This is a genomic window from Thermoleptolyngbya sp. C42_A2020_037, assembly GCF_015272455.1.
GTDB lineage: Bacteria > Cyanobacteriota > Cyanobacteriia > Elainellales > Elainellaceae > Thermoleptolyngbya.
Genome location: NZ_JACYLP010000048.1, coordinates 25,702 through 50,136, shown reverse-complemented (window position 1 = coordinate 50,136; position 24,435 = coordinate 25,702). Strand labels below are relative to the sequence as shown.

Here is a 24,435-nt window from a genome sequence, read left to right as displayed (position 1 = left end):
AAGGGGCGATCGCTAAACAGGTAAGATATTCTGGTCAAAAATTTCTGTCGGAATCGCCAGCGTCGCGCAGGCATTTGGAATATCTACAATGCCGCTCACCCGCCCTTCCACCGGGGCGCAACTGAGCAATAGATAAGCCTGTTCGCCCGTATAGCCAAACTTCTTCAAATACTCAATCGCATTCAAACAGGCCCGCCGATACGCAATGTGGACATCCATGTAATATTGCTTGCCCGTGAATTCATCGACCGAAATTCCCTCAAAAACCAGGTATTCCGAATATCTGGGTTCAACAGGGCCCGGCTTAAAGATAGGATTCACCATGCCATATTTCTCCATGCCGCCCTTGATAATGTCCACATGCAGATCGATATAGCCCGACATTTCGATCGCACCGCAAAACGAAATTTCTCCATCCCCTTGGGAGAAGTGAATATCGCCCATCGAAAGCTTTGCGCCTTCGACGTAAACCGGGAAGTAAATGCGCGTGCCCTTCGAGAGGTTCTTAATATCGCAGTTGCCTCCATGTTCTCGCGGTGGCACGGTTCGCGCCGCTTCGGCCGCAACTCGCCCATACTCAGACGCAGGAAGCGTACCTAGAATGGCGTTCGTCGGGTTCGGCAAGGCAGCCAGGACGGGTGCATCGCCTGAAAGCCCCGCTCCGTAGGTTCGCAAATCGGGCGCAGTCTGTACCAGTTCGGCTTCGCGCTGGTTCCAGGTTTTCAGTAGTTCGTGAGAGGGAGCGCAGCCGATCAGTCCAGGGTGAATAATGCCTGCAAACCGCACCCCTGGAATATGTCTTGAGGTAGTGTAAATGCCTTGAAAATCCCAAATTGCTTTCGCAGGATTTGGGAAATGATCTGTCAAAAAGCCACCCCCATTTTTCTTATCAAAAATACCTGTAAAGCCCCATTCGTCCCCTTGCAAAGCCCCAATGTCTAGCAGGTCAACCACAAGAATATCGCCTGGCAGGGCCCCATTGACCCAGATTGGCCCGCTGAGGACATGCACCACGGTCAAATCCACATCGCGAATATCATCAGGGCTGTCGTTGTTCTTGATTTGACCGTCTGTCCAGTCTTTGCATTCAATCCGAAAGATATCCCCCGGATTGACAGACACCACGGCGGGAATGTCTGGATGCCAGCGATTGTGCCCAGGCAATTCTTGCTCGTTCATTGGCTTGGTTAAATCTATCTTAAATAACGTCTTCGGCATAGGAAAACCTCTATTTACTTGTTTTGCTTGGGTCAGATTTTGGGTCAGATATTATTTGTTTTTATAGGGCTTCAAATTAACAGACATTACTGCTTAATTGCGTACTTCAAACAATATCTGAAACCAGGTTAAAAAGCAGTTTAGCAACTTCGTATCGTATGCTCAGGCACTCATGTAAACTGTCAAATCGACTACTAAAAGACTCGATATGCCTCTCGCAAAAGGTGAATTTGAGGCGATCGCTCACCCCAAAAGTTTCATTATTTGCAATCTTTTTATAACTTCATTTAACGCAACACAAAAACAAAAAATAAAACCATCTCTCCAGGAATTATGAAGCGCTGCAATCCTCTCGCTTCAATCCTCTGGAAAGATGGTTTCTGTCGTTTAATTCCCTTCTGGTAAGTCCCTTCTAGGAAGGGCTTAAGAAAACTCTGCTACAGCGTTTTTGAAGCTAGTGAGGCGCATGGATGGTCAATAAGCCCTTGCCTCGTGAGGGCAGCATGTGCCTCACCCCGCAAGAAAATGCTGTAGAGCCGAATTCAATCTCTAACTTGCCTAACTCGTCTAATGAGAACCACTCCAGGGTTGGCAATCTATCGCAGCATTTCGGCTGGCTTGAGCGGCGCAGTGGTTTTACGCCAGGAGGTGGGTTCCTGGGTTGCATTAGCCTGACTGGTGCGCGAGGCGGCTGTGCGCTTACTGCGACGAACGGCATCTGCGAGTCGAGAGGGTTGGGGTGGGGTGGTTTGTCCTGTGGGCAGGGCGATCGCCATCACCCGACTCGCTTGCAGATAAAGCTCACCGTCGGGCGTAAAGCGTGCCAGAGCAGCCTGGAGCGACGTATCCAGCTTTTCTACTTCTGCCTTAAAGTTTTCAGGTTGATTGACCGGATCAAAGGTTGCCAAAAATGTCACGTTGGCATCCGGAGTGAAGATCACATTCGCATCTTGCTGGCTCAATTGCCAGGCTTCCTGAAACTTTCCATCTGGCGCAATCTGCCACAGGTTTAGCTCCGCCTGCCAGTTTCCTTGTCCGACTTCAGCAATCTGACGATCCAGAATGGCGTAGGGAATATCGGTTTCGCTATTGGTTTCAGGGTTTGCGCCTTCGACCAAATATCGAACCGCAGAAACCGTGATTTTGGTCTTGCTGGGCAGGGAGGTCGTGCCCGAAACCGTATACGTACCACCGCCTTCGTCCTGGATTTCGCGAATAGATAAGTTAAGTGGGGTGCTGGAGTTGGTCAGACCACGCAAGTTCGCAGGGGCAGACGAGCAGCTTAGAGAGCCAACTGCCATAACCGAAATCAGTCCTAAGAGAACCAGTCTTTTGAAAATCAAATTAGTGGCTTGATGAGCGGTTTGGGACGGGGTTCGGAGCATGGTACTGAGGGCCATTTTTCGAGCTTGGGTTTGCGCTTGAATAAGGGCAGTTTGGCTAGCTTGGCGTAGGAACGACAACATGAGAACCGATAGGGGGTGAGAATGTTTAGGAATGGACAATTTTCAGGATCTGAACCGGATTCGTCGATGGGGACAATGTACAGTGGACGGGATGGGTTAACCGATGAACCAGATTTTGATTGACGATCGGTACAAGTCGAGTCTAAACATGAGTTGGGCGATCGCACGAAATCCACAAAGTTTGAACGTAAATCCGCCTCAAACTTCATCTAACCTACATAAGGTTGCCCCCAACCCTTAAAACCTTCATCATGATGCGGAAGTGATCCATGGCTTGGATATTAACCAGTTTGCTCAAGAGTATCTTGCTGAATAGCCGATCCACCTCCAGTTCTGCCCTGATCTGGCTAGGATTGGGACTCGTGCTTGCCAACACTGCTACCGCATCTGCCTCTGATGTGCCGGATCAGCCCCCCTCTGATTCAAACTTCCTGGCACAGAGCGCGACTCCAGAGATTCCGACTGACTCAGCCAGCGGTGGTGTCGCCCCTGAATCCGTAACGGTTAGCAAAAATTTATCCGAGGCTCTGCGTCCGGCGATCGCCCAACAGAACCCGCCCACCGCGCCAATCGCTTCCAATGCCGATTCCAATACAGATAGCTCAAATCCTGAAATGACCCGTGCGATTGCAGCGGCCGAATCCGCAGCGGCACATGCCGCAGGGGCCTCAATCAACCCAAACGGTTTTATCAGGATCGGGGCGGCTGTCGAACCTGACCCCCCAGCGTCAGCCTCAACCATCTCTCCGGCTGCACCTTCAACCCTATTTTCAGGACTTCCAGGGGCGATCGCGGGTTCCTCTACTCCCTTCACGTTTTACCCCGTCACCCCGGGCGCTCCAGTCGGCGGTACGGCCGCAATCCCTCCAATGCCTGTCCAGATGACTGGGCAAATGCCCGGACTGGTTCCCGGAACCCCAGGCTCCCCCCTCCCAACCGCCTACGGCACACCACAGTCTGGAATGGCTGGTGCATTGCCCCAGGGCCAAAGCCCCAGTTCCTCGGCTCCCTTCGTGTTCTACATGCCAGCTCAGCCAGGTTATCCAGTCCAGCCTGTGCCCAGCGCTGGCAACGGCTTTAGTAATGGACTGGGCAACATGGCAGGCGGCCCAGCCACTTATCCAGCCACCGTCATCGGCTATCTGCCCAACGGCACGCCTGTCCCCGTCATCGTGCAGATGCCCATAGCAGGCTATGGCTACCCCAGCGGATCGGCCATCGGCTATGCCAATCCCTACGCACCTGTCTCAACTCCTAGACAAACCTTTCCTGGACAAACTTTTCCCGGACAAGCCTTTCCTGGACAAACTTTTCCCGGACAAGCCTTTAATCCGAATGCAGGCTTTGTCTTTCAACCGCCAATGCCCCAGGGCACGGCTCTATCGATGCCCGGTGGAATGCCGGGATATGGCTACGGCAGCCAGCCACAGACCAGCCCGATGGGTCTCACACCCGGTGTGGTTCCCAATCTCCCTGGCTACGGTATGGCTCCGGGCTATGCCGCACCCTATAGCGCTCCAGGCAGCCTCGCCACAGCCCAGCCTAGCTATGGGTATCAGGGATATGGATATGGCGGCGCAAACACAGGTGGCATGAGCGCTAATGTTCCAGCGCTGCCAATGGGAGTGCTTGGGGCAGCCATGCCATATCAAATGCCAGGGTGGCCGGTGCCCAACAGACAACCAGCCGCAGTCCCCACAATTCCACCGCTAGAGTTCGCGCCGCTGAGCGTCCCTGCTGCGCCTTCTAGAACCGGCAACCCCTCTACGCCACTGCCGCCGCCGCCTTACCAAAGCCAGACCGTTCCCGCTGGGGGTGCAGCGCCAATAAGCCCTGTGCTAGCACAGACTCTACCCCCTACCTTTGTGCCAAACATCCAGCCAATCCAGCCTGCGCCGCTGCCGACGCAAAATCCAGGCTTTGGCTTTGAGCAACCGGGATTTCAGCAGCCAGGCATTCAAACGATTCCCGTTGCGCCACCAGGTGCAGCCAATCAGCTTGCGCCCGTTCCCACTGCGCCTGTGTTGGGTCAGCCCTTTCCCGCGACGACTGGCCAGGAGTCGCTGCCAGGGCGACGCGAAGCCCTGACTCAGCCAGTTCTGCAATTTCAAGCAGGGGCAATTTACCAGGCCGATGAGTTTTCGGCACGGGGACGGCTGAGCGGTATCTATCCGTTTTCTCCCAACTTCCTAGTGGGGGGGTCGCTGGACTTGGCGACGGGGGAGGCCTTCACCGATGACGATGGTCTGAACCTGAACGAGCTTTACATTGCGGCATCGCTACCGGACATTCCCAGTCTGCGCCTGATAGCGGGGCAGATGGATTTGACTTCTTATTTCGACCGCAACAGCTTCGCCAAAGACTCGCTGACCCACTTCTTCAATCCCGTGTTTCAGACCAACCCGGCACTGGCGGCAGCGGCCATTGGTTCCCGTCCAGGTATTCTGCTGAACTGGAGCATTACCGATAATTTAGAGGCGAAGGTTGCGACCTTCTCCTCGGATCGGAGTATTGATGACTTTGCGCTGAATGCGTTTGCGGGCGAAATCGGGTTCCGAGTCGGTAATCTGATCCTGCGAGGGACGTATACCTCGTCGATCGACGGCGGTAAAAATGACGGCTTCCGCGAGTCGGGTATCGCCCCACGGGGAGACGGCACGTTTGGGATTGATTCGGATGACCAGGAAAGCGCTTATGGCGTGAATGCTGAACTGTTCATTCCTGAACTCAATCTGGGTCTGTTTGGGCGCTATGGTCAGTATTACAACCGAGATCTGGACGAGTCGGGCGATACCTATAGCTTTGGGTTCAACTTGTTTGACCTGTTTCGGGATGGCGATCGCCTCGGTTTGGGCTATGGTCAGGCACTTTCCAACGCGGGTCTACGTCAAAGTGCCGGGGCCCGCCGTCCCGATGTGCTAGAGGTCTTCTACGACCTGCCTGTGGCTCGCAATATCCGCATGGGCTTTACGTTCCAGCAGCTTAATGAATTTTCGGAATCCATTGCCGGGGTTCGCCTGCGGGCTGATTTTGATGTGCTGCCGCGCGGCAGTTTCTAAGTCATCCTTGCTGAGTCCCCTTGGTTCGATATCCCTGTTCGATTACACGGTTGAAGTGGAGTATCCAACGGGCGTAGTTGATCTGCGCCCGCTCAGGTTCCTCAGGTTAGTCATCCAGAGCCATTAATTTTGGTTCAGATTAATTCTGGGCAGAGCAATTTTGGATCAGAGCAATCTTGGGCAGAGCATGATTTTGATGAGAGGCCGCCTGTTGAGGCAATCCGTAGAGGCGATCGCCCAAGGCGGAAACCCCATTATGAAAACCCCATTTTGAGGCAGATTGGCAGACTGATGAAACAGTTGCAAACACAAATCGGTTGTTTGGCTGGGCTGGCGCTGTTGAGCAGTTCTCTGCTGGGAACGCTGCCGCTAACCGCGCCACCCGCCCTGGCCCAAGCGGTTCCGTCGGAAGTGCGTCGGGGCTATACGCTGCTCAACCAGGGCTTGGTGGATCAGGCGATTCGCGTTTTTCAGCAAGTACTCCGCTCTGATTCGCAATCGCTGGAGGCGCAGTTGGGTTTGGCGATCGCCCTTCGGCGGGCCGGGCGCGATGCCGATGCGTTCAATGCCTATCGGCGCGTGCTGGAGCTTGATCCCAACAATCGGCTGGCGCTGCTGACGGTGGGCGTGCTGGGCGGATTTCGCCCCGAATGGCAGGCGCAGGGCATCGAAGCGCTAAACCGACTGCTGACCATCAACCCTAACGACAACGAAGCGCGGGCCCAGCGGGCGCTGTTGCTGGGCTATCAGGGGCGCTTTGCCGAGTCGCTGGCAGACTATGCCATTGTGCTGCAAAACAACCCAACGCCAGAAGCAGTGCTGGGTGCGGCAGAAATCCACGCCTACGCCGGAGAATATCAGCGCAGTCTGGACTTGTTTAACCGCTATCGGGCGACGGGCCGGCCCATTCGGGGTGGACAGGCGATCGCCTATGCCCTGGCCCTGCGGGAAACAGGCAGTGCGGGCCAGGCGGTAGAAGTCTTGGAGGCAGAACTGCGGCGATTCCCGCAGGGATCGCTTCGCGAATCGCGCACCCTCGACAGCACCACGATTCAAATCCGCTCGGCGCTAGCGTCGGCCTATGCTGCCAATGGCCAGGTCAACCAGGCGGCTTCGGTGATTACACCGCTGCGGGGTCGCCAGGATTCTCGCCTGGCCCTAGCGCGGGCGCTGAATGACATTGCCCGCTACAGCAATAGCCCTGCCTACGCTCAGGAGGCGATCGCCCTGTATCGAGAGGTGCTTCAGTCGCCCCAGCTCACGGTGGGCATGGCGCGAGAGGTGGCAGACGTGCTGAGCGGCTATCCGTCGGAGCAGGCCCTCGCGCTGGAAGTCTATCGCCAACTGTCCCAGCAGCAGCCGACCGACGTGGGTTTGCAGGTGCAGGTGGCCGTTCTAGAACGGCAAGTCGGGCTAATTACCAACCAAACGTTCCAGCAGCGGCTCCAGACCTATTTTCAGCCACTCCCTGCCGATCCGGCGCAACTCAGGGCGATCGCCCAGGCCCTCATCCGACTCGATTCCCCCGGCATTGAGCTACTGCCCTACTACCAGGCCTTGGTAAATTCTGGGGTGAACGAGCCATTTCTGAACTTCCGCATCGCCCAAATCCACATTCGACGAGGAGATTTAGCCTCTGCCCGCAGTGCGCTGGTGGCCTATTCCGCTACCTCAGCAGGCCAGCAAGACCCCTTCGCGATTCAACTACTGCTGGCAGAAATCGACCGCCGCGAAGGCAATCCCGAAGCCGCCGCCCAGCGCTACCAGTCCATCCTGGTCAGCAATCCGGGCGATCGCGGCGTGGTGATTGGAGCGCTGCAAGGGCTGGCAGGCATCCGCCAATCCCAGGGGCGCACGGCCGAAGCGCTGACGATTTACGACCAGATTGTCGCCCTCGACCCAACGGACTACGCCAAGGTGCTGGGGCGCACCAGCCTCGCCTATCAGGCAGGGTTTCTGGGCGTTGGAGAAGCCGAAGCCGTGCTGAATGCGTGGCTGGCTAGCCGCCCGCTAACCGACACCCCGCCAGAACTGTACAGCCTGGCCGGGGCCCTGCCCGCCAACCCCCAGCGAGAGCCGTTGTACAATGCACTGCTCCAGGCAGACCCGGAGAATATTCCGGTGCGGATTCGCCAACTCCAGGTTGTGTCGGTTCGCAATCCCCAGCTTGCTCAGGCGCAGATCCGCCAGATTATCGCCCGCGACCCAGACAACCTCGGCGCTTATTTTGTACAGGCGCAGTTGGCTCAGGAGCAGGGCAATTTGGGACTATCGGCCCAAGCCTATGAGGAAATTTTGCGGCGATCGCCCGGTAATATCGATGCCCTATCAGCTCTGGGCGGCGTGCGATTCCAGCAGCGTCGCTATAACTCTGCATCGATGATCTACAGCGAGGTGCTAGCTATTCAGCCCAACAACCCCACGGCACAAAGTGCGCTCTTGGGGTTAACCGCCGCCCAGGGCAACAAGCTCGAAGCGCTGGCGCAAATTGCAGCCATGCAGTCTCAAGCGGCGCAGATGGGCGGCATGAATCCAGTTCTCGTCCGCCAGGCCCAGCAAATCGAGGAAAGCTTCTTGCAACAGCGTGGATTTCAACCTTATTGGGAGCGTTTCTAAGGCTGAGAACCTGTCTAAAAAATAACCCAATTCTCGACTCTCATAGACTCAGCGCCGACCGTCTAGCGGACTATTTTCAACGCTGAACGGTCGGCATTGTTTTTGCTAGTTCAGTCTTCCTACTGAAGCGTTTTTACTAATTTATACCTGTCTCCGATAACGTTATTTAGACTGTTGGGGTCGGGACTAAGACCGTCATGTGGTCACAGGCTTCAAGGGTAGCAAGCACCAGATCTTTCAGGCATTTCCATACATCTCCACAGCATTTTCAGGTGTTTTATTGCGGTGGCTAGATTGGGGAAATGGCGATCGCCCAGTGGATTTGCAGCCTGAATACAAATCTTTAGTCAAATGTGAATCTTCAGTAAGGCGCAGCGTTTTTCGTTGGATGTGCGGATGATTTTGGATTGTCATGGATGAAGGAACCGTTCTAGTTTTTCTTGCCTTCTTTATCTCGCTGAGAGTTTTTCTCTGAGATTCCTGCTGAGACTTCCTGAAAAGAGCGCACTTTGAACGCTGGTCTATGCAACTTTTTCAACTCGCTGCCTCCAGCCTGAGACCGTGGGCGATCGCCCTAGCGCTAGTATTTGGCTCAACCCTGGCGGGCTGCAACAACTCCGGGCTATCTCAGGGGACACCCCCCGAGGCAACTGCCGTGTCCCAAACAGGCAGCCCTCCTGAGCCAACCCCAGGGGCGATCGCCTCCAAGCAACTCCTCCTCGCCGAAAGCTGGAGCGCCTACCGAGAAAGATTTATCCAGCAAGACGGCCGCGTCATCGACTGGGAAGCCGACGAACGCACCACCTCCGAGGGGCAGGCCTACGCCATGCTCCGCGCCGTCTTTATAGATGACCCAGAAACCTTCGCTCAAACCTTGACCTGGGCTGAAGAAAACCTCCAGCGGTTGGATGCCAACGGCAAACGCCGAGACAACCTCTGGGCCTGGAAGTGGGGAAAAGACGCAGCCGGCAATTGGACGATTTTGGACGAAAATTTTGCCAGCGATGCCGATATCGACGCAGTGACCGCCCTCATCCTCGCAGCCCGCCGCTGGAACCGTCCGGATTATCTCCGGCTAGCGCGTATAAAGCTGAGAGATCTTTGGACTCTCTCAACAGTGGCTGTCCCCCCTCACTCCGCTCGTGCCTCCGATTCCCAACCAGCCAGCGAGCAGCGCTATCTGCTGCCGGGGCCCAAGGAAGCGTTTCAGCCCCAGCCAGACCTGCTCCACCTCAATCCCTCCTACCTTGCGCCCTACGCTTTTCGCCTGTTTGCCCAGATAGATGGCGATCGCAACTGGCTGAGCTTAGTAGACAGCAGCTACAAGATCCTGCGCGAATCCTCCCAGCTTTCATCCGCCAAACTGCCCAGCGATTGGGTCGCCCTCAACACCACTACAAACAGCTACATTCCGTTGCGTCCCCCCAGCCCGATCCGCAGCATCTATGGATTCGATGCGTATCGAGTTTGGTGGCGGGTTGGAATTGATGCCCAGTGGTTTAACGAGCCTGCCGCCTGGGAATACTTGCAGCAGCACTTGCCGTCGCTGGAATCCAAATGGAAAGCCCAGCAAAAGATTCCAGCACAGATTGACCTGCAAGGTCAGCCGCTTGTGCCTTACGAATCTACATCCCAATACGGCATGTTGTTTGCGGCATTTCAATTAACAAACCCTCAAATTGCTGAGCAAATTTATCAGCAAAAGCTTCTTCCTGCTTATCAAAACGGCTTTTGGGATAACGACTCTGCGTACTACGCACAAAATCTGGCTTGGTTTGGGCTACTTGCATCTACTGATGTGGCTGTGAATTGGCTTCAGCCTTAGACCGACCCGTAAACCCCCTTTACTAGTAGAGAGACAGGTCTATGTTTCGTTCGCTGCGTCAATGGTTCCTTACGTTTAGCCGAGGCAATTCACCCAATGCCTCTCCCGCTGGTTGGACACGCCGGAAGCGTGTCAAACGAAACCAAACCCTGGCAATTCTGCTCGTCCTCTTGGGTCTAGGAGCAGGCTTGAGCCTGCTGCCCAGCGCCTCCGCGCAAACCAGCGTGCAGCAGCGAGAAAATACGCTGATCCGAGAATTGTCCTTGCCCAATCGGCCAGCCTCTCCGCCCAACTTTCGGCCTGCACCCCGCCCTGCCCCTGCCGTGCGCCGGGCCGCGCCTGCCCAGCAACCCAGCCAGCCATCTCGCCCGGCCGCTCGTCCTGCGGCCCCGTCCAGCCCAGAAAGACCAGCCGCCAATCCTCAACCAACCAGACCGACTGCCACCGCATCGCCCGCCGCGCCCAAGCCAGAACCCACCTACCAGCATGTGATTGAGTTCAATCGCAGCCCGGTGGTGGGCAATCGCCTCCGCATGGAAGGCGTGTACCCAACGGCTCGGCTTGGGTTTAACCGTCCCCGTCAGTGGGATGTCAAAACTGCCAAGCTCGTACTGCGGTTCCAGCACTCTCCATCGCTGCTGTCTGATCGCTCAAGCCTGACGGTTCGGGTAAACGATACCAGCGTGGGCAGCGTGCCGCTAAATCGTCCCAATTCTCAGATTGGTCAGGTGGTCTTCGAGATCCCGTCTAATCTAATTCAGGACTACAACGAGATTTCAATTCTGGCAGAGCAGCAGACGAATGAAGACTGCACCGTTGCCACCGATCCGACCCTGTGGACCGAGATTCTGCCTGATTCCAAGGTCATTCTGGACTATGCGTTAGAGTCTGTTCCGCTAGATTTCAGCCGCTATCCATTCCCCTTCATTGACACCCTCAGTCTCGATACCAATCAGATCACGTATCTCCGACCCCGCGCTTATAGCGACACCTGGCTTAATGCAGCAGCCATCTTTCAGGCTGAGGCGGGGCGACTCGTGGACTTTCGCCCGCTCAACACTCGGCTGGTGGGCAGTTTGGATAACCTCCAGTGGAACGATCGCGTCGTCATTCTGGGCACGCCAGCAGAACAGCCTGTTCTGTCAGACTTATCGCTGCCGCTGCCGATTCGCAACGGTCAGCTTTTGGACGGCAACAACACGCCGCTGCCCGGCGATACAGGCGTTTTAATGTTGACCACACTGGAAGACAACGGTTTACCGGTTCTTGTCGCAACGGGTAATTCGGCGGCGGGTGTGCAGAAGGCGGTGCAGTTCCTGGTGCAAACCAAAGAAGCGCAGATTGGTACGGGGCAGGTGTTGACCGTGACCAATCTGGTCGCTGAGCCGTCGCCTCCGCCCCGCGAGTGGCCGGGCTATCTGCCCACGCGCAATAGCTTTACCCTGCGGGACTTAACCACGCTCGGCGGACAAAACTTTGAAGACATTACGGTGCATGGCACGAATGCACCACCGATTGAAATTCCGTTCCGGGCGCTGCCCGATGACCGCTTTTCGCGGGGCAGCCGCATGAGGGTGGACTATAGCTATAGCGCTCAGGTTGATCCACGCACTTCGACGGTGGAAGTGCGGCTGGATGATGTGACGATTGGCTCTAAGCGGCTGAATTCTGCGAGAGGGGGGCGCGATTCGCTGGATGTAGATTTGCCCGCAGAGCTGATTCAGCCAGATTCGCAGTTGAATGTGGTGTTTAACTTAAATCCGCGCTCTGCTGAGGTTTGTGGGCTGTCTAGAGATCAGTCCCTCTGGGGAACGCTGCATGGCGATACGGACTTTAATCTGAAGCGAGACATCTTTACCCGGATGCCCGATTTGAGGCTGCTGCAAGCTGGTTATCCGTTTACTGCGCCGCAGGATTTGTCGGAAACGGCTTTTGTGGTGCCAAGTGCGCCACAGGATGCAGATGTGCGAACCATGCTGGCGGTGAGTGAGCGACTGGGGCGGCTGAGCCGTGCCAATGCGGTGAACTTGCAAGTTTATACAGGTGGCAATCTGCCTGCTGAGGCGCGGGGGATGAACCTGGTAGGAATTGGGACGCGCGATCGCTTTCCATTACCGGAAGTGATGGAGTCTGGTGGTTTTGAACTCCGCAACCTGTTCTCGCGGGGCTGGCGCGGTAGCCAGGTGCAGGCTTTGCCCGATGCACAGGGTGTGGTGAAGCTGATGGTGTCGCCGAATAATGGCGATCGCGCTGTGCTAGCCATCACTGGCCAAAGCGAACAGGGCTTGACCGATGCAGCCGAGGTCTTCAAGCGCGATCCGCTGTTCTCTCAGTTGAATGGCGACACGGTGCTGATCAGCCGCAACAAGCCCAACCCGTCGCCCAACGATCCCTATGCCTACAAGCTCGATATCTTGCGGGAGGAACCGCTCCAGCAGGTGCAAAAAACTGGATTCTTGAGCCGAATCTCTATCTTTATTCAGGACAACTGGTTTCTGCTGCCAACGGGCATTCTTTTAATCTCACTGCTGCTGTATGGCATTTCTCAGATCTACGTTAACCGGCTTGCCAAGTCAGGAGAGGTAAAATGACGAGTTCCATGTCTCAAGCCCCTGTCGAACCCGTCTCTCGTCAGCAGCCGTGGATTGCGCGGTGGCTGCTGCGAGTGCCGAACTGGTTTGACCGCTTTTTTCCCAGGGCACGCAGCACGCAGCTCTTTTGGCTGGTGATTGGTCTGATGGTGCTGTCTGTGCCGCTGATCGTCACGCCGCTGAAGATCTGGCAGCAGGGCATTGTGGCAGTAATTCTGATTTTGCTGGGCTGGGCTGTGGTAAAGCTAGAGCAGTGGCAAACCCAGCGTCAGTCGAGCGAGTATTTGCATCTGTTCCTGGCCTGGCTGAGTATTGTCACCACGATGCGGTATCTCTATTACCGCACGAGCTATACGCTGAACCTGGATGGCTGGCTGAATGCAACCTTCAGTATTGTGCTGTTCATGGCGGAGCTATATGCGATCGCCACGCTGTTTCTGTCCTATTTTCAGACGCTAAAACTGCGCGATCGCCAACCGGTCGATCTGTCCGGCATCCCCCAGAGTCAATGGTTCAACGTAGACGTATACATTCCCACCTATAACGAGGATGTCGAAATCGTCCGCAAAACGGCCCTCGCGGCTCTGGCGTTGGACTATCCCGAAGAGAAAAAGCGAGTTTATGTGCTGGACGATGGGCGGAAGTTTCCCGATCGCCGCGAAAAGCTGCGCCGCATGTGCGAAGAAATTGGCTGCACCATGCTGACGCGCGACAACAACGACCACGCCAAAGCGGGCAACATCAACACGGCGATGCGCCGCACGCGAGGCGATCTGGTGCTGATCTTGGACTGTGACCACATTCCATCGCGGCAGTTTCTTCAGGAAACGGTCGGCTTCTTCTACAACGCCAAAGTCGCACTCGTCCAAACCCCGCACTGGTTTTACAATCCCGATCCCTTCGAGCGCAACCTGTTGACCCAGGGGCGCGTCCCTGTCGGCAACGAGTTGTTCTACAAAGTGGTGCAAAAGGGCAACGACTTTTGGAACGCCACCTTCTTCTGTGGCTCGGCCGCAGTCATTCGCCGCGACTACGTGTTGCGGATTGGCGGGATTGCCGTAGAAACTGTGACCGAGGACTGCCACACCTCACTACGGCTCCACTCGCTGGGCTATGAGTCGGTTTACTACGACAAAATCATGGTGGCAGGGCTAGCACCGGAAAAATTCTCCTCTTACGTGGGGCAGCAGGTGCGCTGGGCGCGAGGCATGGCACAAATCCTGCGGCTAGAGAATCCGCTGTTTAACCGCAAGCTCAAGCTCACGCTGCCGCAACGGTTGTGCTATACCTCCGCTACCACCCACTTTTTCTTTGGGTTTCCGCGCATCATGTATGCACTATCGCCAGTGCTGTACCTACTGTTTGGCATTAACCTGATTCGCGGTCTGGGTGTGGAAACGCTGGTGTACGCATTGCCTCACATTGCCCTGGCGCTAAATGCCAACTACATCACCGCCAAAGAAGTCCGCTTTTCCTTCTGGAACGAAGTGTTTGAATATGCGATGGCGTTTCAGGATGGCATTGTGACCTTTATGGCGCTGATTAACCCCAAACTGGGTAGCTTCAACGTGACCGACAAGGGCGTAAAGGTCACAAAACGCAGCTTCGACTATGAATCTGCCAAAGCCTCCCTGATTGTTGTGTCGCTGCTGGTGCTGTCGCTGCTGGCCGTTCCCTTCTGGCTGGTGCTTCAGCCCGAAGCAAAGGAAGCAGTCATTATCAACGCCGCCTGGTGCATATTTAACCTGATCTTGCTGGTAGCAGCGCTGCTGGTGGCCTACGAACAGCCACAGTTGCGTCGGGCACACCGTCTGGAACGCAAGCTGGGTGCGGTGATTTATGGCAACAACAACGAAACCCTGTCTGGCAAGACGCTGGATGTTAGCGAGAACGGGGCGCGGATTGTGCTGGATAGCTGGCCGAACCTGCCCGATGCGGTTGAAATCGAACTCATTGGCGACTTTGGCAAGCGGGCGTTTTTGGAGGCGCGAGTGATTCGGGTTGACCCGATTAGCGAAGACCAAGTCGTGGTGGCAGTGGACTTTGTAAACCTGTCGCAGTCTCAAAATGACGCGCTGGTGCTGGTGCTGTATTCCGATGTGAAGGAATGGTACGCACAGAAACGCACCGAAATCGACCGTCCAATCCAGTCGTTGGCGTTTTTGGCGACGGGCTTGTTGCGAGCCTTCCGTGATCCTCAGCCCGCCATGCCGACTGAAATTCGCAAGCAAATCCACGCTGCCGCTCAGATTTATTGGGAAGGGCAGTTTTATCCTGGCATTGCCAAGGAGATTAGTTCGCGCAGCTTGCGGATTGAAATGGACGGCAACCTGCTGCCCAACATCGAGATGTTGCAGCAAGCTCAGCCGCCTGTGGGTTTGCTGCTGAGCCAGCATACGACAGATGACAATCCGAAGCGTCTGGTGGGGCAGATCGAAGACGTGCGGGTTTCCAATGCCCAGTCATCTGACGGCGTGGTGTTTTTGGTGAATCGCTCGGCAGGCGGCGTGACGGCGGATGTCGAGGTCTCGTTCCCCGCACACCTGGATGCACGGCAAGGCTCAAAGATTCGCCAACTGCTGCGCGATTTGGAGTAAGCGTTCTTGCATGGAGTCTGACTAGAGTTTGGGTCTTGAGAAACTAGCAGAGTCCACAAGTTGAAAGACAGGAAATGCGCTCCGAACTGCTCCGGAGCGCATTTTTTTGGAGCGCATTTTTTTTGGATATCAACCTACCTAGACTGTTAAAATCCAGGCGTTTCGGGTTTCGGCACTGACAAAGGAAGCGGGGACGGGCTGGATGTCTACGCCGAGAGATTGAATCGCCGCCCGAATCAGGGTCGCGTGGCTGGCTTCGGTCGAGCCGATGCTGGCTCCAGCGGTGATTAGCGCGGGCGTCTTGAGCATGGCGATTTCCTGGCTATAGGCGATCGCCGCGTCGGTTTCCAGTGCCAGCGCCAGTTTTGCAATATTCACGTCCGAATCCAAGTTTCCTTCGCCCCGTTGAAGATAGGAGGACAAATCGTAGCTGGCTTCTGCCTGAACGGGCGTGCCGCCCAGACTGCGGATGACATTTGCCAAAGCATCGCGGTGCTGCATGTGATCCGCCTGGTTCGCCAGGGCGATCGCCTTTACGGCATTACCCACATTAGAACCCGTCAGCTTGCCCGCAGCAGCGCTGTAGGCCCAGATGGCAGCGTGTTCATAAAACAGGGCCTTGTTGAGGATCTCAATATCATTGCGGCGATCGCTCTCGGTCGAAGCATCGGCCGTTCCGGCAATGAGCGGCACGCTCAGCACACTCGCCGCACCCACCACAGCTCCGCCTGTCAGCATTTGGCGACGAGACAAGCCCTGCGCCCGTCGAGCGCGACCCAGCCATTCAGATTTGCGTCGGTTCATTGTCAGCGTTCTCCTACAAAAGTTCTGCGAAAAGAGCAACACAAAGCAGACGACCTGTGCTGGCTCAGCCCTCGTCAACTCTGTGCTAAACGCTGCACCAGAGTTGAAAGTTCTGAAACTTGCTCAAATCGCCAGATGGCTCCAGTTCAGCCGACACGCTAACCCTCTGGAGCGCTTCTTCAAGCGCTCGTTAGGTCGCTAAAGAGGTGAACTGCGCCCGTCTAGAGGAATATACGGACATGCCTCCACGCTGGATTTTTATAGGCGAAAAGTTTTTGAGAAAAAAGGTCACGTCCCAACCTAGCAAGGTCGCCCCTAGGGCGATCGCCCTGCCAACCAGTTCCTTAGTTCAATTCCCACCAGCCCAAGCTAGGGCCGACGAACCGCACCACGACCCAATACACCACCAACAGCGCGATCCCAATCCATGCACCGCGCGTTGTGATTTGCGAAAACAGTCTTGCCTGACTGGGCTTGATGGGGATACCCGGCAGAATATTATCTTCTTGCCCGTATTTTTCGCCCAGAGATTCCTTGCGTCGCTTCGAGTCTCCCATTGCGCTTTCCCTCATCAAAATCAAGTATCAAAACCAAATATCAAAATTAAAGACTTCAGTCACGGGGCCTAAAAAGCTGATTCACCGTTCCCAAGCTGCACATTAGAACTACACGTTAAAGCGGAATAGCATAACATCCCCTTCCTGCACTAAATATTCCTTGCCCTCGCTGCGAACCAATCCCTTTTCCTTTGCCGCCGCCATAGAACCTGTGGCTACCAAGTCATCATAGGCCACCGTTTCTGCACGAATAAAGCCCCGCTCGAAGTCGGTGTGAATTACGCCTGCCGCTTGGGGAGCCAGCATTCCAGCGCGAATCGTCCAGGCGCGAGTTTCTTTGGGGCCGGTGGTGAAGTAGGTGCGGAGTCCTAGCAGGTCATAGGTGGCACGAATCAGGGATTTCAGCCCGCCTTCTTGCACACCCAGCGATTCTAGAAAATCGGCTCTTTCTTCTTCCGATAGCTCGATGAGTTCCGATTCAACCTGGGCTGACACGACAACGACTTGGGCGTTTTCCACAGCGGCGATCGCCCGCACCTGTTCTACCCACTCATTGCCCGTTGCTAGGTCATCCTCCGACACGTTTGCTGCGTAGATCACTGGCTTGCGCGTCAATAGCCCCAGCGGTTTAATGATCGCCTCCTCCTCGTCCGTCAATTCCACCAGTCGCGCCGACTTGCCCTCGTTCAGCACCACCAGCAGCTTATCTAACACGGCCAACTCTGCCTGAGCATCTTTGCTGGTTTTTGCCTGCTTACGAGTGCGATCGGCCCGCTTTTCGAGTTGCGACAGATCCGCCAGCGCCAGCTCCAGGTTAATCACTTCGATATCTCGCACCGGATCGACCGAGCCGGCAACATGAATAATGTCGTCGTTTTCAAAACAGCGCACCACATGGACAATCGCATCCACCTCGCGGATATTCGCCAAAAACTGGTTGCCCAGCCCCTCGCCTTTGCTAGCCCCTTTCACCAGTCCGGCAATATCTACAAACTCTACCCGCGCTGGAATGATTTCGGCAGAGTTGGAAATCTTGGCCAGCACCGCCAGCCGCTCGTCGGGCACAGCGACGACCCCCGTATTGGGTTCGATGGTGCAAAAAGGAAAGTTGGCCGCCTGCGCTTTGGCATTGGCCACCACCGCATTGAAGAGGGTCGATTTGCCCACGTTGGGCAGTCCGACAATTCCAGCTTGAAGCATAGAGCGATTGGGTAAAGGAGGAGAGATGAGCAGGCAGATCTGGGCGCTGGGGCGCGGCGATCGCCAACGGCTGCGTGTCGCGGGAAGCTGACCATTTATCAGCCTATCAACATTCCGCAATATATCAGCGTAGCAGACCAGCCGCGCCGCCGACCGACCCAGCCGCTAGCCTTCCTCTGCGCCCAACTCTCTCAGGCGCGATCGCAAGCTTTCGACCTCTGCTTCTAGCTCCTGCGCCCGCGCTTCAGCGTCCTGGCGGGCCTGGGCTTCGGTTCTTAGGGCCTGCGCCAGTTCGCCAGGAATCAGCAGCTTTTCGCCCGTGTCTTCTCGATAAAACGCGATCAGTTGTCCGTCGATTTCCAGACGCAGCTTCAGCGGGTCGCTGCGGCCGTCGGTAATAGGCTCGTAGGTGTCGTTGTGCAGGCGATAGCCCTGAAGTTGCCCGTCAATCCATTCGCCACGCGGATCAAAGAGCCAGTATTCGCGCACGCCGAGCTGCTCATACAACGTTCGTTTGAACACCTGATCTTGAGCCTGAGTGCCCTTCGAGGTCATCTCAAAGATGACGGATGGAACCTGTCCCTCTTCCCAGATTTTGTAGTTGTCGCGTCCGCCCGGAGCCACGCCAAAAATCACCATCACATCCGGCGCAACTCGCAGCTTGGGATAGCCCTGCGCGTAATACATGAACTGATTCGCTAGCACAGTTGCCTGCTGTCCTTCTAGATATTGGCGCAGCACTTCCAGCGTGACGAGCATGGCATAGAGATGCACATAGGTTTCTGCCACGGGTTCACCATCAGAAGAGGGGTAGAAAATTTCGGTAGGCGTGGCTGCGGGAAGGAGGGAGGTCATGGGTGGTGGAGGGCTGAGAGATCGGAGGGTTGGGTGCATTTTAGCGCGATCGCCCCTTGCCAATTTTCCGCAATCCAGGACAGGAGTTTGGGTCGTTCATAAAAGCTGCCCAACAAAAAACGCCACCTCAAGCCGCATCGGGTGAGATGGCGTAATAGAGTTCAAGCTGCGTTCAAACTTGGAGTGGCGATAAACTTGAGTGAGTCGCTCAGGAAGCAGGTCACCTATCGCTGCAAAGCAGGTAGCTTACTAGGCCAGAGTTTCGGGGCAATAGCCCAGCCCTTGCACAAACTGCTGACGAAACTCTTCGATTTCTTCACCATCAGGGCTGCCGTGAGACACCACCGCCACCTGGTAGCGGCGCATTACGTCCACAGGCGATTGGCCAGTTTCCAACCCCCACAGCGCCATCCGTACTCGGATATCTGGTTCGTAGGCAATGCCCAACTCATTCAAAAAAGCGCGAAAGTCACCGTCTCGACCGGCATCCAGGCAGCGTTCCAGTTTAACCTTAACTACCCAACCGTCGATCTGATGAATGACCGTCATGAAGCGAACGGGGAGCCAGGGCGTGTTGTGAAGATATTCAACCACCCGAAGCGTTAAACTGGCATTCGCGAGGTAATAGATGTATTCCATGTGTCCAACCCCAGCAAATGCAATTTCGACTACAGTTTTATTTTCGTAATAAACTCTGACGTTTCATAGGGGAAAGCCCCCCTACCTTGGAGGGTGTTTCTCCCCAATCTGCCTGGATTTAGTGGATTTAGTTGAGCATGTCTTTGAACCCGTCGCCACAGCACCCTGAGCCATCCCCTTTCCCTCAGGACTCTCCGCCAAGCTCAGAAGCGCCAACTTCCCCCGACCTGCGGCTGACATCCTATGATTATCATTTGCCTGCCGAGCGCATCGCCCAAAATCCGGTCGTACCGCGCGATCGCGCTCGGCTGCTGGTGGTGGATTCGCCAAGCTCCCATCAGCACTGCATCTTTCGGGATTTGCCTGCACTGCTGCGGCCGGGCGATTTGCTGGTGTTGAACAATACCCGCGTGCTGCCTGCGCGACTGTTTGGGCGCAAGGTGGGCGGCGCAAAGGTGGAGGTGCTGCTGCTGGAGGAGCAGTCGGAAAATCGCTGGCTGGCGCTGGTGCGTCCTGGGCGACGGCTCAAGGTGGGCGCAATGATTGAATTTTTTCAGCCGGATCAGCCGGAAGGCGCGGAACCGCTGCTGACGGCGACCGTGCTGGCGGTGGATGCAGCCACTTCTGGCAGGATTCTGGAATTTCAGGTTGCAGAAAACAAGCCCTTCTTGTCAGTGCTACACCTGCTGGGTCAGGTGCCCCTGCCTCCCTATATCGAGAATTCCCAGGCTGATCCAGAGCAGTATCAGACGGTGTATGGCGATCGCCCCGGTTCTGCCGCCGCTCCCACTGCCGGTCTGCACTTCACGCCCGAACTGCTCGATCGCCTGGAGCAGCGAGGCATCCGGCGCAGCTTTGTCACGCTGCATGTGGGCGTGGGAACCTTTCGCCCGGTGGAAGCGGAAACCATCACCGACCACAAGATGCACGGCGAGTGGCTGGAGATTTCGCCAGAAACCGTAGCGGCGATCGCCACCACAAAAGCCAGCGGCGGCCGGGTAATTGCCGTGGGCACTACCGTCACCCGCGCCCTCGAAGGCGCATCCCAGAGCGGGCAACTCCAGCCCTACTGCGGCAAAACAGAGCTATTCATCTATCCTGGCTACCAATGGCGCGTGGTGGACGGGCTGATTACCAACTTCCACCTGCCCAAATCCAGCCTGATGATGCTCGTCAGCGCCCTCACGGGACGAGAGCGACTGCTGGCACTCTATCAAGAGGCGATCGCCCAAGAATATCGTTTTTATTCCTTTGGCGATGCCATGCTTATCTTGCCGGAGGCAAGGAGCGAAGCATCTGCACTGGACTAGCAATCAGGGTTCTAGGACGGAGAAGGCACAAGTCCTGAAACCTGACCGCTAGTCGTTAAACCTTATTTCAAATCAATGCCTAAATAGGTCTTGCTGAGAAACTGGGCCAGGCGCTTCACCTGAGACTGCACTTTGTCGGAACTAGTGGTAAACGAGGTTCCCAAGATCTGGGCAAACTCCTCGTCCGATAGTGTGCCATCTTGATGCTGCTGAAAGGCGCTGACCACAGCGATTAGCTCATCGGCAGAAAACTGGAAGCCCTTTTGAGCCGCAAAGGCTGCCACATCCGGAGCGCGATCGCCCGTCAGGGCAGCAGTTTCGGCGGGATCTAGCTCCGCTTCGCTGCTGATGTTGCCATCGCCCACACCGAGCAGGGCTTCTAGCTGTTGCCGCAGGGTATCGTCGGCGGCAGTGCGATGCATAAATTCCAGCACAGTTGCAGTAGTCATGGTCGGATGAACTCAACTCGCTATTTCGGCTCAAATCATAACAAGCGCTAATTGCTGACCTGGCTTGGCTTAATGAAAACTGAAGCTTGCGGTAAGCTGGGATGGGAAATTTAGCGGCAGGGGCAGCGCAAGGGGCATTTGTGGAAAACTCGACAGCCCAAGCGGGAGAGATTCGACTGTTGGTGGTGGATCTGGACGGGACAGTCGTGGGCGCGTCGAACCAGATTTCGGCGCGAGTGAAACAGGCGGTGCAAGCGGTGCAGGCGCAGGGCATTCCTGTGGCGATCGCCACGGGGCGGATGTATCAATCAGCCCGCCGTTTTCATGCAGATCTTGGCTCTACCCTGCCGCTGATGAGCTATCAGGGCGCATTAATCAAAGATCCTGCCGACGACACGCTGCATCGCCACTGGCACTTGCCCAGGGTCTACGCGCAGCAATTGCTAGAGTTTTACGAGCAGCCCTCGGTGCGAAAAGAAGTCTCGGTGCATTTTTATATTAATGACCAGCTCTACGTCCGCGAGATCACCGCCGAAACCGAAGCCTATGCAGAACGCTCCAGCATTGAGCCGATTGCCGTTGGCGACCTGCGAACCCTGCTCGATGCCGACCTGACCAAGATCCTCGCCCAAAGCAGCAACGTAGAACTGATTGACGACCTGCTGGAAAAGCTGCGGCAGCGCTACGCCCCGACCGAGCTATACCTGACCAAATCTGTGGATATTTTCCTGGAAGCAACCCACCCAGAGGTGAATAAGGGCAACGCGGTTCGCTATCTAGCGGAGACCATTCTGGGACTCCGTGCCAACCAGGTAATGGCGATCGGCGATAACTTCAACGACTTTGAGATGCTGCAATATGCAGGCATTGGCGTGGCAATGGGCAACGCGCCGGAGGGCGTGCAGGCGATCGCCAATTGGGTTGCCCCTTCCGTAGAAGAAGACGGGGCGGCGATCGCCATCGAAAAGTTCATCCTGGGATAGGGCGCGATCTCCGCAGCACGAGCCGCCTATCCTTACCCCAAACACCAGCGCAACGCAGCGCGACCCACAGGTCACAAATTACAAGCAAAATTCACCAAGCAAAATTCACCAAGCTAAACTTGCCTCTGAGAAGAGAGATAACAAGAGGCATCGCTCGGTGATATCCAAACTATTCAAAATCCCAAAAGCTTTAAAAGGTGATATCAAGCCTCTCGCCTAGAGAAGCTAGAGCTTAGAAATCAGGAAGGGCACCGGCGACTGACCGTGTTTCGTCTCGATGCCCTTGCTGGTTCGCTCCTCACACTGATGAAAATATATCAGACCCTTCCCAGTCTTGTCAGCGCCCCAGTGCCAATGATTAACAATTCCTATAATTGTCACAGTCTTTACACTTTCCTCCCTGCAAGAAAATGCCTATAGGGAGCATGGAGCCGCCACCCGCAGAGGCCCTTCTAGCAGCCAGCGCAACGTCTGCTGTGCGGCTCGCACCAGCCCCAGCCTCGCCTGCGCCAGTTCCAGTTGGTTAACTGCCACGTCGCCAAAGATGCGACAGCTTGCGTCAAAGTCATACACACAGCGGCTGAGGGACAGAGCTAGGGCGATCGCCGAACCGTGCTGGATTGAACCCAGCGCATCCACGCTATCCAGCAAGTGCCCGATTAGCCGCTGCTCGGCGGGCGCTTGGGTGCGGAGCGTTCCTTCCGCCGTGAGCCAGGGTATGGGCATGGGCCACGCCAGTTCACCCTCGATTGCTCCTGACACCTCAAAGCGAACCAGTCCGACTCGCTCTGCCAGTGCCAAGAGGTTGCAGCATCGGGCATGGGCCGCCTGGATTTCAAAACATTTGTCTTGGAATAATTCGTCTTGAAACAGTCCTGGAGACGGTTGGGCATGGGTCAGCGGGGCTGAGTTTGGGAGAGCGAGATCTGTCGCAAGCTCAGAGAAACAATTGGGCGACTGGCACTCGGCAGGTTTGGTAAATTGCTGCAACCATGCCGCCAGCAGGCGATCGCCCAGATGAATCTGCACCAGATGCTTTTGGGCAACCCGGAGCGGGCTGTCGGCCCAGTCTGCCTTGTCCGCAGTCGATGCTGGCCAGCTTTCAGCCAGCCGGATGGCAAGGTCTTCGGTCGGAATGCCCAGGTTTGCCGCCAGTCGGGGGGCGATCGCCGAACTGTAGACTACCCCCATCGGCGCATCTACCCGACGCAGGGCGATCTGGCCTTGTAAGTCCGGCACATTGGGAAGCGCGGGGTGGACAATTGCTGCTTGCCAACAGGTCGCCAGCGCGGCTTCTAGGCGCGATCGCACACTCCACACACCCGCCAGCCCAGTCTGCTCTTGACTGAATTCATGCTGCATGGCGTTGCTGTATGGCTAATCTGGGTCTTGTTTGCCGCGCCGGGGAAACCGGCGATCGCCCGCGCTAGCCTGGGCTTGATACCACTGTTGCCACTCTGCCGTGCTGCGAATCGCCAGCCACAGCAACAGCAGCGCAATCAGCCCCCCTTGGCGCGGCGCATCAAAGGCAAATAGCACCAGCAGCACACAGAGAAAATCTTGCAGAAAAATGGCCCAGAGCGGCAGCCCCCGCAGCCGATAAAACCAGCCCACCTGCACCAACTGAAACACCAGCGCCAGCAGCCCGCTAACCAGCGCCGCCACGGGTACTAGCTCTTGGCTCGTTTGCATGAGGCGGGCGACTGTTATTCCGGCGATCGCCCCCACCACCGGGCTACACGCCAGTTCCACAATTTGCAGCAACCGCTGAGCGAGTCGGTCTTTAGAAAACAGCAGTTCCACGAGCGACCAGCTCACCAACACCCCCAACACCAGCGGCGGCGGCACCTGCGACAGCAGCGGCACCGACGACCAGAGCGACTCGCGCTGCAACAGCCCAATCAACAACAGCGGCAACGCAATCCGCATCCCCGTGGCGGCTGAAATCGAAAGGATAGCCAAAACTTCAACCATGATGAGCCATCACAGGCGTTGAATCGCGTTGAGTCGGGTGGGTTATACGTTGAATTGTTACGCAGTTCTCTCGTTCGCACAATTGCCATGCAAGCGCTGTGCGGATGCGTAAGCACTAGGAAGGGCGATCGCCCACAGATGTGTGAAAGCTGGCTTGAGAACCGAGCCATAAAGTCAGAGCCATAAAGTCAGATTTCAACACAGCCAGTTTGTATAGCTAGTCTGTATCAAGGCTTACATAGTGGTTTTGCTTTGAAGTTTGAGTCTAATCCTAGGAAAGAAAATGTGATTG

At 56.0% G+C, this 24,435-nt stretch carries 16 protein-coding genes; 6 read left to right on the top strand and 10 right to left on the bottom strand.

Features of this window, described 5'->3' with window-relative positions; genetic code table 11:
- Positions 1–12: 12 nt before the first annotated feature.
- Positions 13–1,218 (bottom strand): formamidase, encoded by a 1,206-nt coding sequence (gene fmdA, locus IGS16_RS16470; RefSeq protein ID WP_297087259.1) that lies wholly within the window; start codon positions 1,216–1,218, stop codon positions 13–15.
- A 596-nt stretch (positions 1,219–1,814) separates the two neighbouring features.
- Positions 1,815–2,519 (bottom strand): hypothetical protein, encoded by a 705-nt coding sequence (locus IGS16_RS16465; protein WP_297087257.1) that lies wholly within the window; start codon positions 2,517–2,519, stop codon positions 1,815–1,817.
- Between the two features lie 3,515 nt (positions 2,520–6,034).
- On the opposite strand from IGS16_RS16465, the gene IGS16_RS16455 reads away from it, so the two are divergent.
- The 4 genes from IGS16_RS16455 to bcsA all read left to right on the top strand — a co-directional run bounded on the left by IGS16_RS16455 (position 6,035) and on the right by bcsA (position 15,372).
- Complete coding sequence (locus IGS16_RS16455; RefSeq protein ID WP_297087253.1) at positions 6,035–8,359, top strand: tetratricopeptide repeat protein; 2,325 nt, start codon at positions 6,035–6,037, stop codon at positions 8,357–8,359.
- A 523-nt stretch (positions 8,360–8,882) separates the two neighbouring features.
- A complete protein-coding gene (locus IGS16_RS16450) occupies positions 8,883–10,184 on the top strand; it encodes a glycosyl hydrolase family 8 (protein WP_297087252.1) in 1,302 nt (433 codons plus the stop codon).
- A gap of 41 nt (positions 10,185–10,225) precedes the next feature.
- A complete protein-coding gene (locus tag IGS16_RS16445) occupies positions 10,226–12,775 on the top strand; it encodes a cellulose biosynthesis cyclic di-GMP-binding regulatory protein BcsB (RefSeq protein WP_297087250.1) in 2,550 nt (849 codons plus the stop codon).
- Positions 12,776–12,783: 8 nt separating this feature from the next.
- Positions 12,784–15,372: a UDP-forming cellulose synthase catalytic subunit gene (bcsA, locus tag IGS16_RS16440; RefSeq protein ID WP_297087247.1), complete on the top strand. Its 2,589-nt coding sequence runs from the start codon at positions 12,784–12,786 to the stop codon at positions 15,370–15,372.
- A 138-nt stretch (positions 15,373–15,510) separates the two neighbouring features.
- Here bcsA and IGS16_RS16435 read toward each other — a convergent pair whose 3' ends face one another.
- From IGS16_RS16435 to IGS16_RS16415, 5 genes are all read right to left on the bottom strand, one after another.
- Positions 15,511–16,176 carry a ferritin-like domain-containing protein gene (locus IGS16_RS16435; RefSeq protein ID WP_297087245.1) on the bottom strand — a complete coding sequence of 222 codons (666 nt, stop codon included), beginning with the start codon at positions 16,174–16,176 and terminating at the stop codon, positions 15,511–15,513.
- Positions 16,177–16,520: 344 nt separating this feature from the next.
- Positions 16,521–16,733, bottom strand: coding sequence for a DUF2839 domain-containing protein (locus IGS16_RS16430; protein WP_068508474.1), 213 nt, complete (start codon positions 16,731–16,733; stop codon positions 16,521–16,523).
- A gap of 108 nt (positions 16,734–16,841) precedes the next feature.
- Positions 16,842–17,933 (bottom strand): redox-regulated ATPase YchF, encoded by a 1,092-nt coding sequence (gene ychF / locus IGS16_RS16425; protein WP_297087242.1) that lies wholly within the window; start codon positions 17,931–17,933, stop codon positions 16,842–16,844.
- 165 nt (positions 17,934–18,098) lie between these two features.
- Entirely contained in the window at positions 18,099–18,788 is a 690-nt protein-coding gene (locus IGS16_RS16420) for a Uma2 family endonuclease (RefSeq protein ID WP_297087240.1), read from the bottom strand.
- Between the two features lie 249 nt (positions 18,789–19,037).
- Complete coding sequence (locus IGS16_RS16415) at positions 19,038–19,427, bottom strand: hypothetical protein (protein ID WP_297087238.1); 390 nt, start codon at positions 19,425–19,427, stop codon at positions 19,038–19,040.
- A gap of 137 nt (positions 19,428–19,564) precedes the next feature.
- Here IGS16_RS16415 and queA point away from each other — a divergent pair, with 137 nt between their 5' ends.
- On the top strand, positions 19,565–20,737 hold the full coding sequence (queA, locus tag IGS16_RS16410; protein WP_297087236.1) for a tRNA preQ1(34) S-adenosylmethionine ribosyltransferase-isomerase QueA: 1,173 nt from the start codon (positions 19,565–19,567) through the stop codon (positions 20,735–20,737).
- Between the two features lie 62 nt (positions 20,738–20,799).
- On the opposite strand, the gene IGS16_RS16405 is transcribed toward queA, so the two are convergent.
- Positions 20,800–21,186, bottom strand: coding sequence for a hypothetical protein (locus tag IGS16_RS16405; RefSeq protein ID WP_297087235.1), 387 nt, complete (start codon positions 21,184–21,186; stop codon positions 20,800–20,802).
- A 101-nt stretch (positions 21,187–21,287) separates the two neighbouring features.
- Here IGS16_RS16405 and IGS16_RS16400 point away from each other — a divergent pair, with 101 nt between their 5' ends.
- On the top strand, positions 21,288–22,169 hold the full coding sequence (locus IGS16_RS16400) for a Cof-type HAD-IIB family hydrolase (RefSeq protein WP_297087233.1): 882 nt from the start codon (positions 21,288–21,290) through the stop codon (positions 22,167–22,169).
- 414 nt (positions 22,170–22,583) lie between these two features.
- On the opposite strand, the gene IGS16_RS16395 is transcribed toward IGS16_RS16400, so the two are convergent.
- Both IGS16_RS16395 and IGS16_RS16390 read right to left on the bottom strand, forming a co-directional pair.
- A complete protein-coding gene (locus IGS16_RS16395) occupies positions 22,584–23,531 on the bottom strand; it encodes a hypothetical protein (RefSeq protein ID WP_297087231.1) in 948 nt (315 codons plus the stop codon).
- A 15-nt stretch (positions 23,532–23,546) separates the two neighbouring features.
- Positions 23,547–24,143: a DUF4126 domain-containing protein gene (locus IGS16_RS16390; protein WP_297087229.1), complete on the bottom strand. Its 597-nt coding sequence runs from the start codon at positions 24,141–24,143 to the stop codon at positions 23,547–23,549.
- Positions 24,144–24,435: the final 292 nt, after the last annotated feature.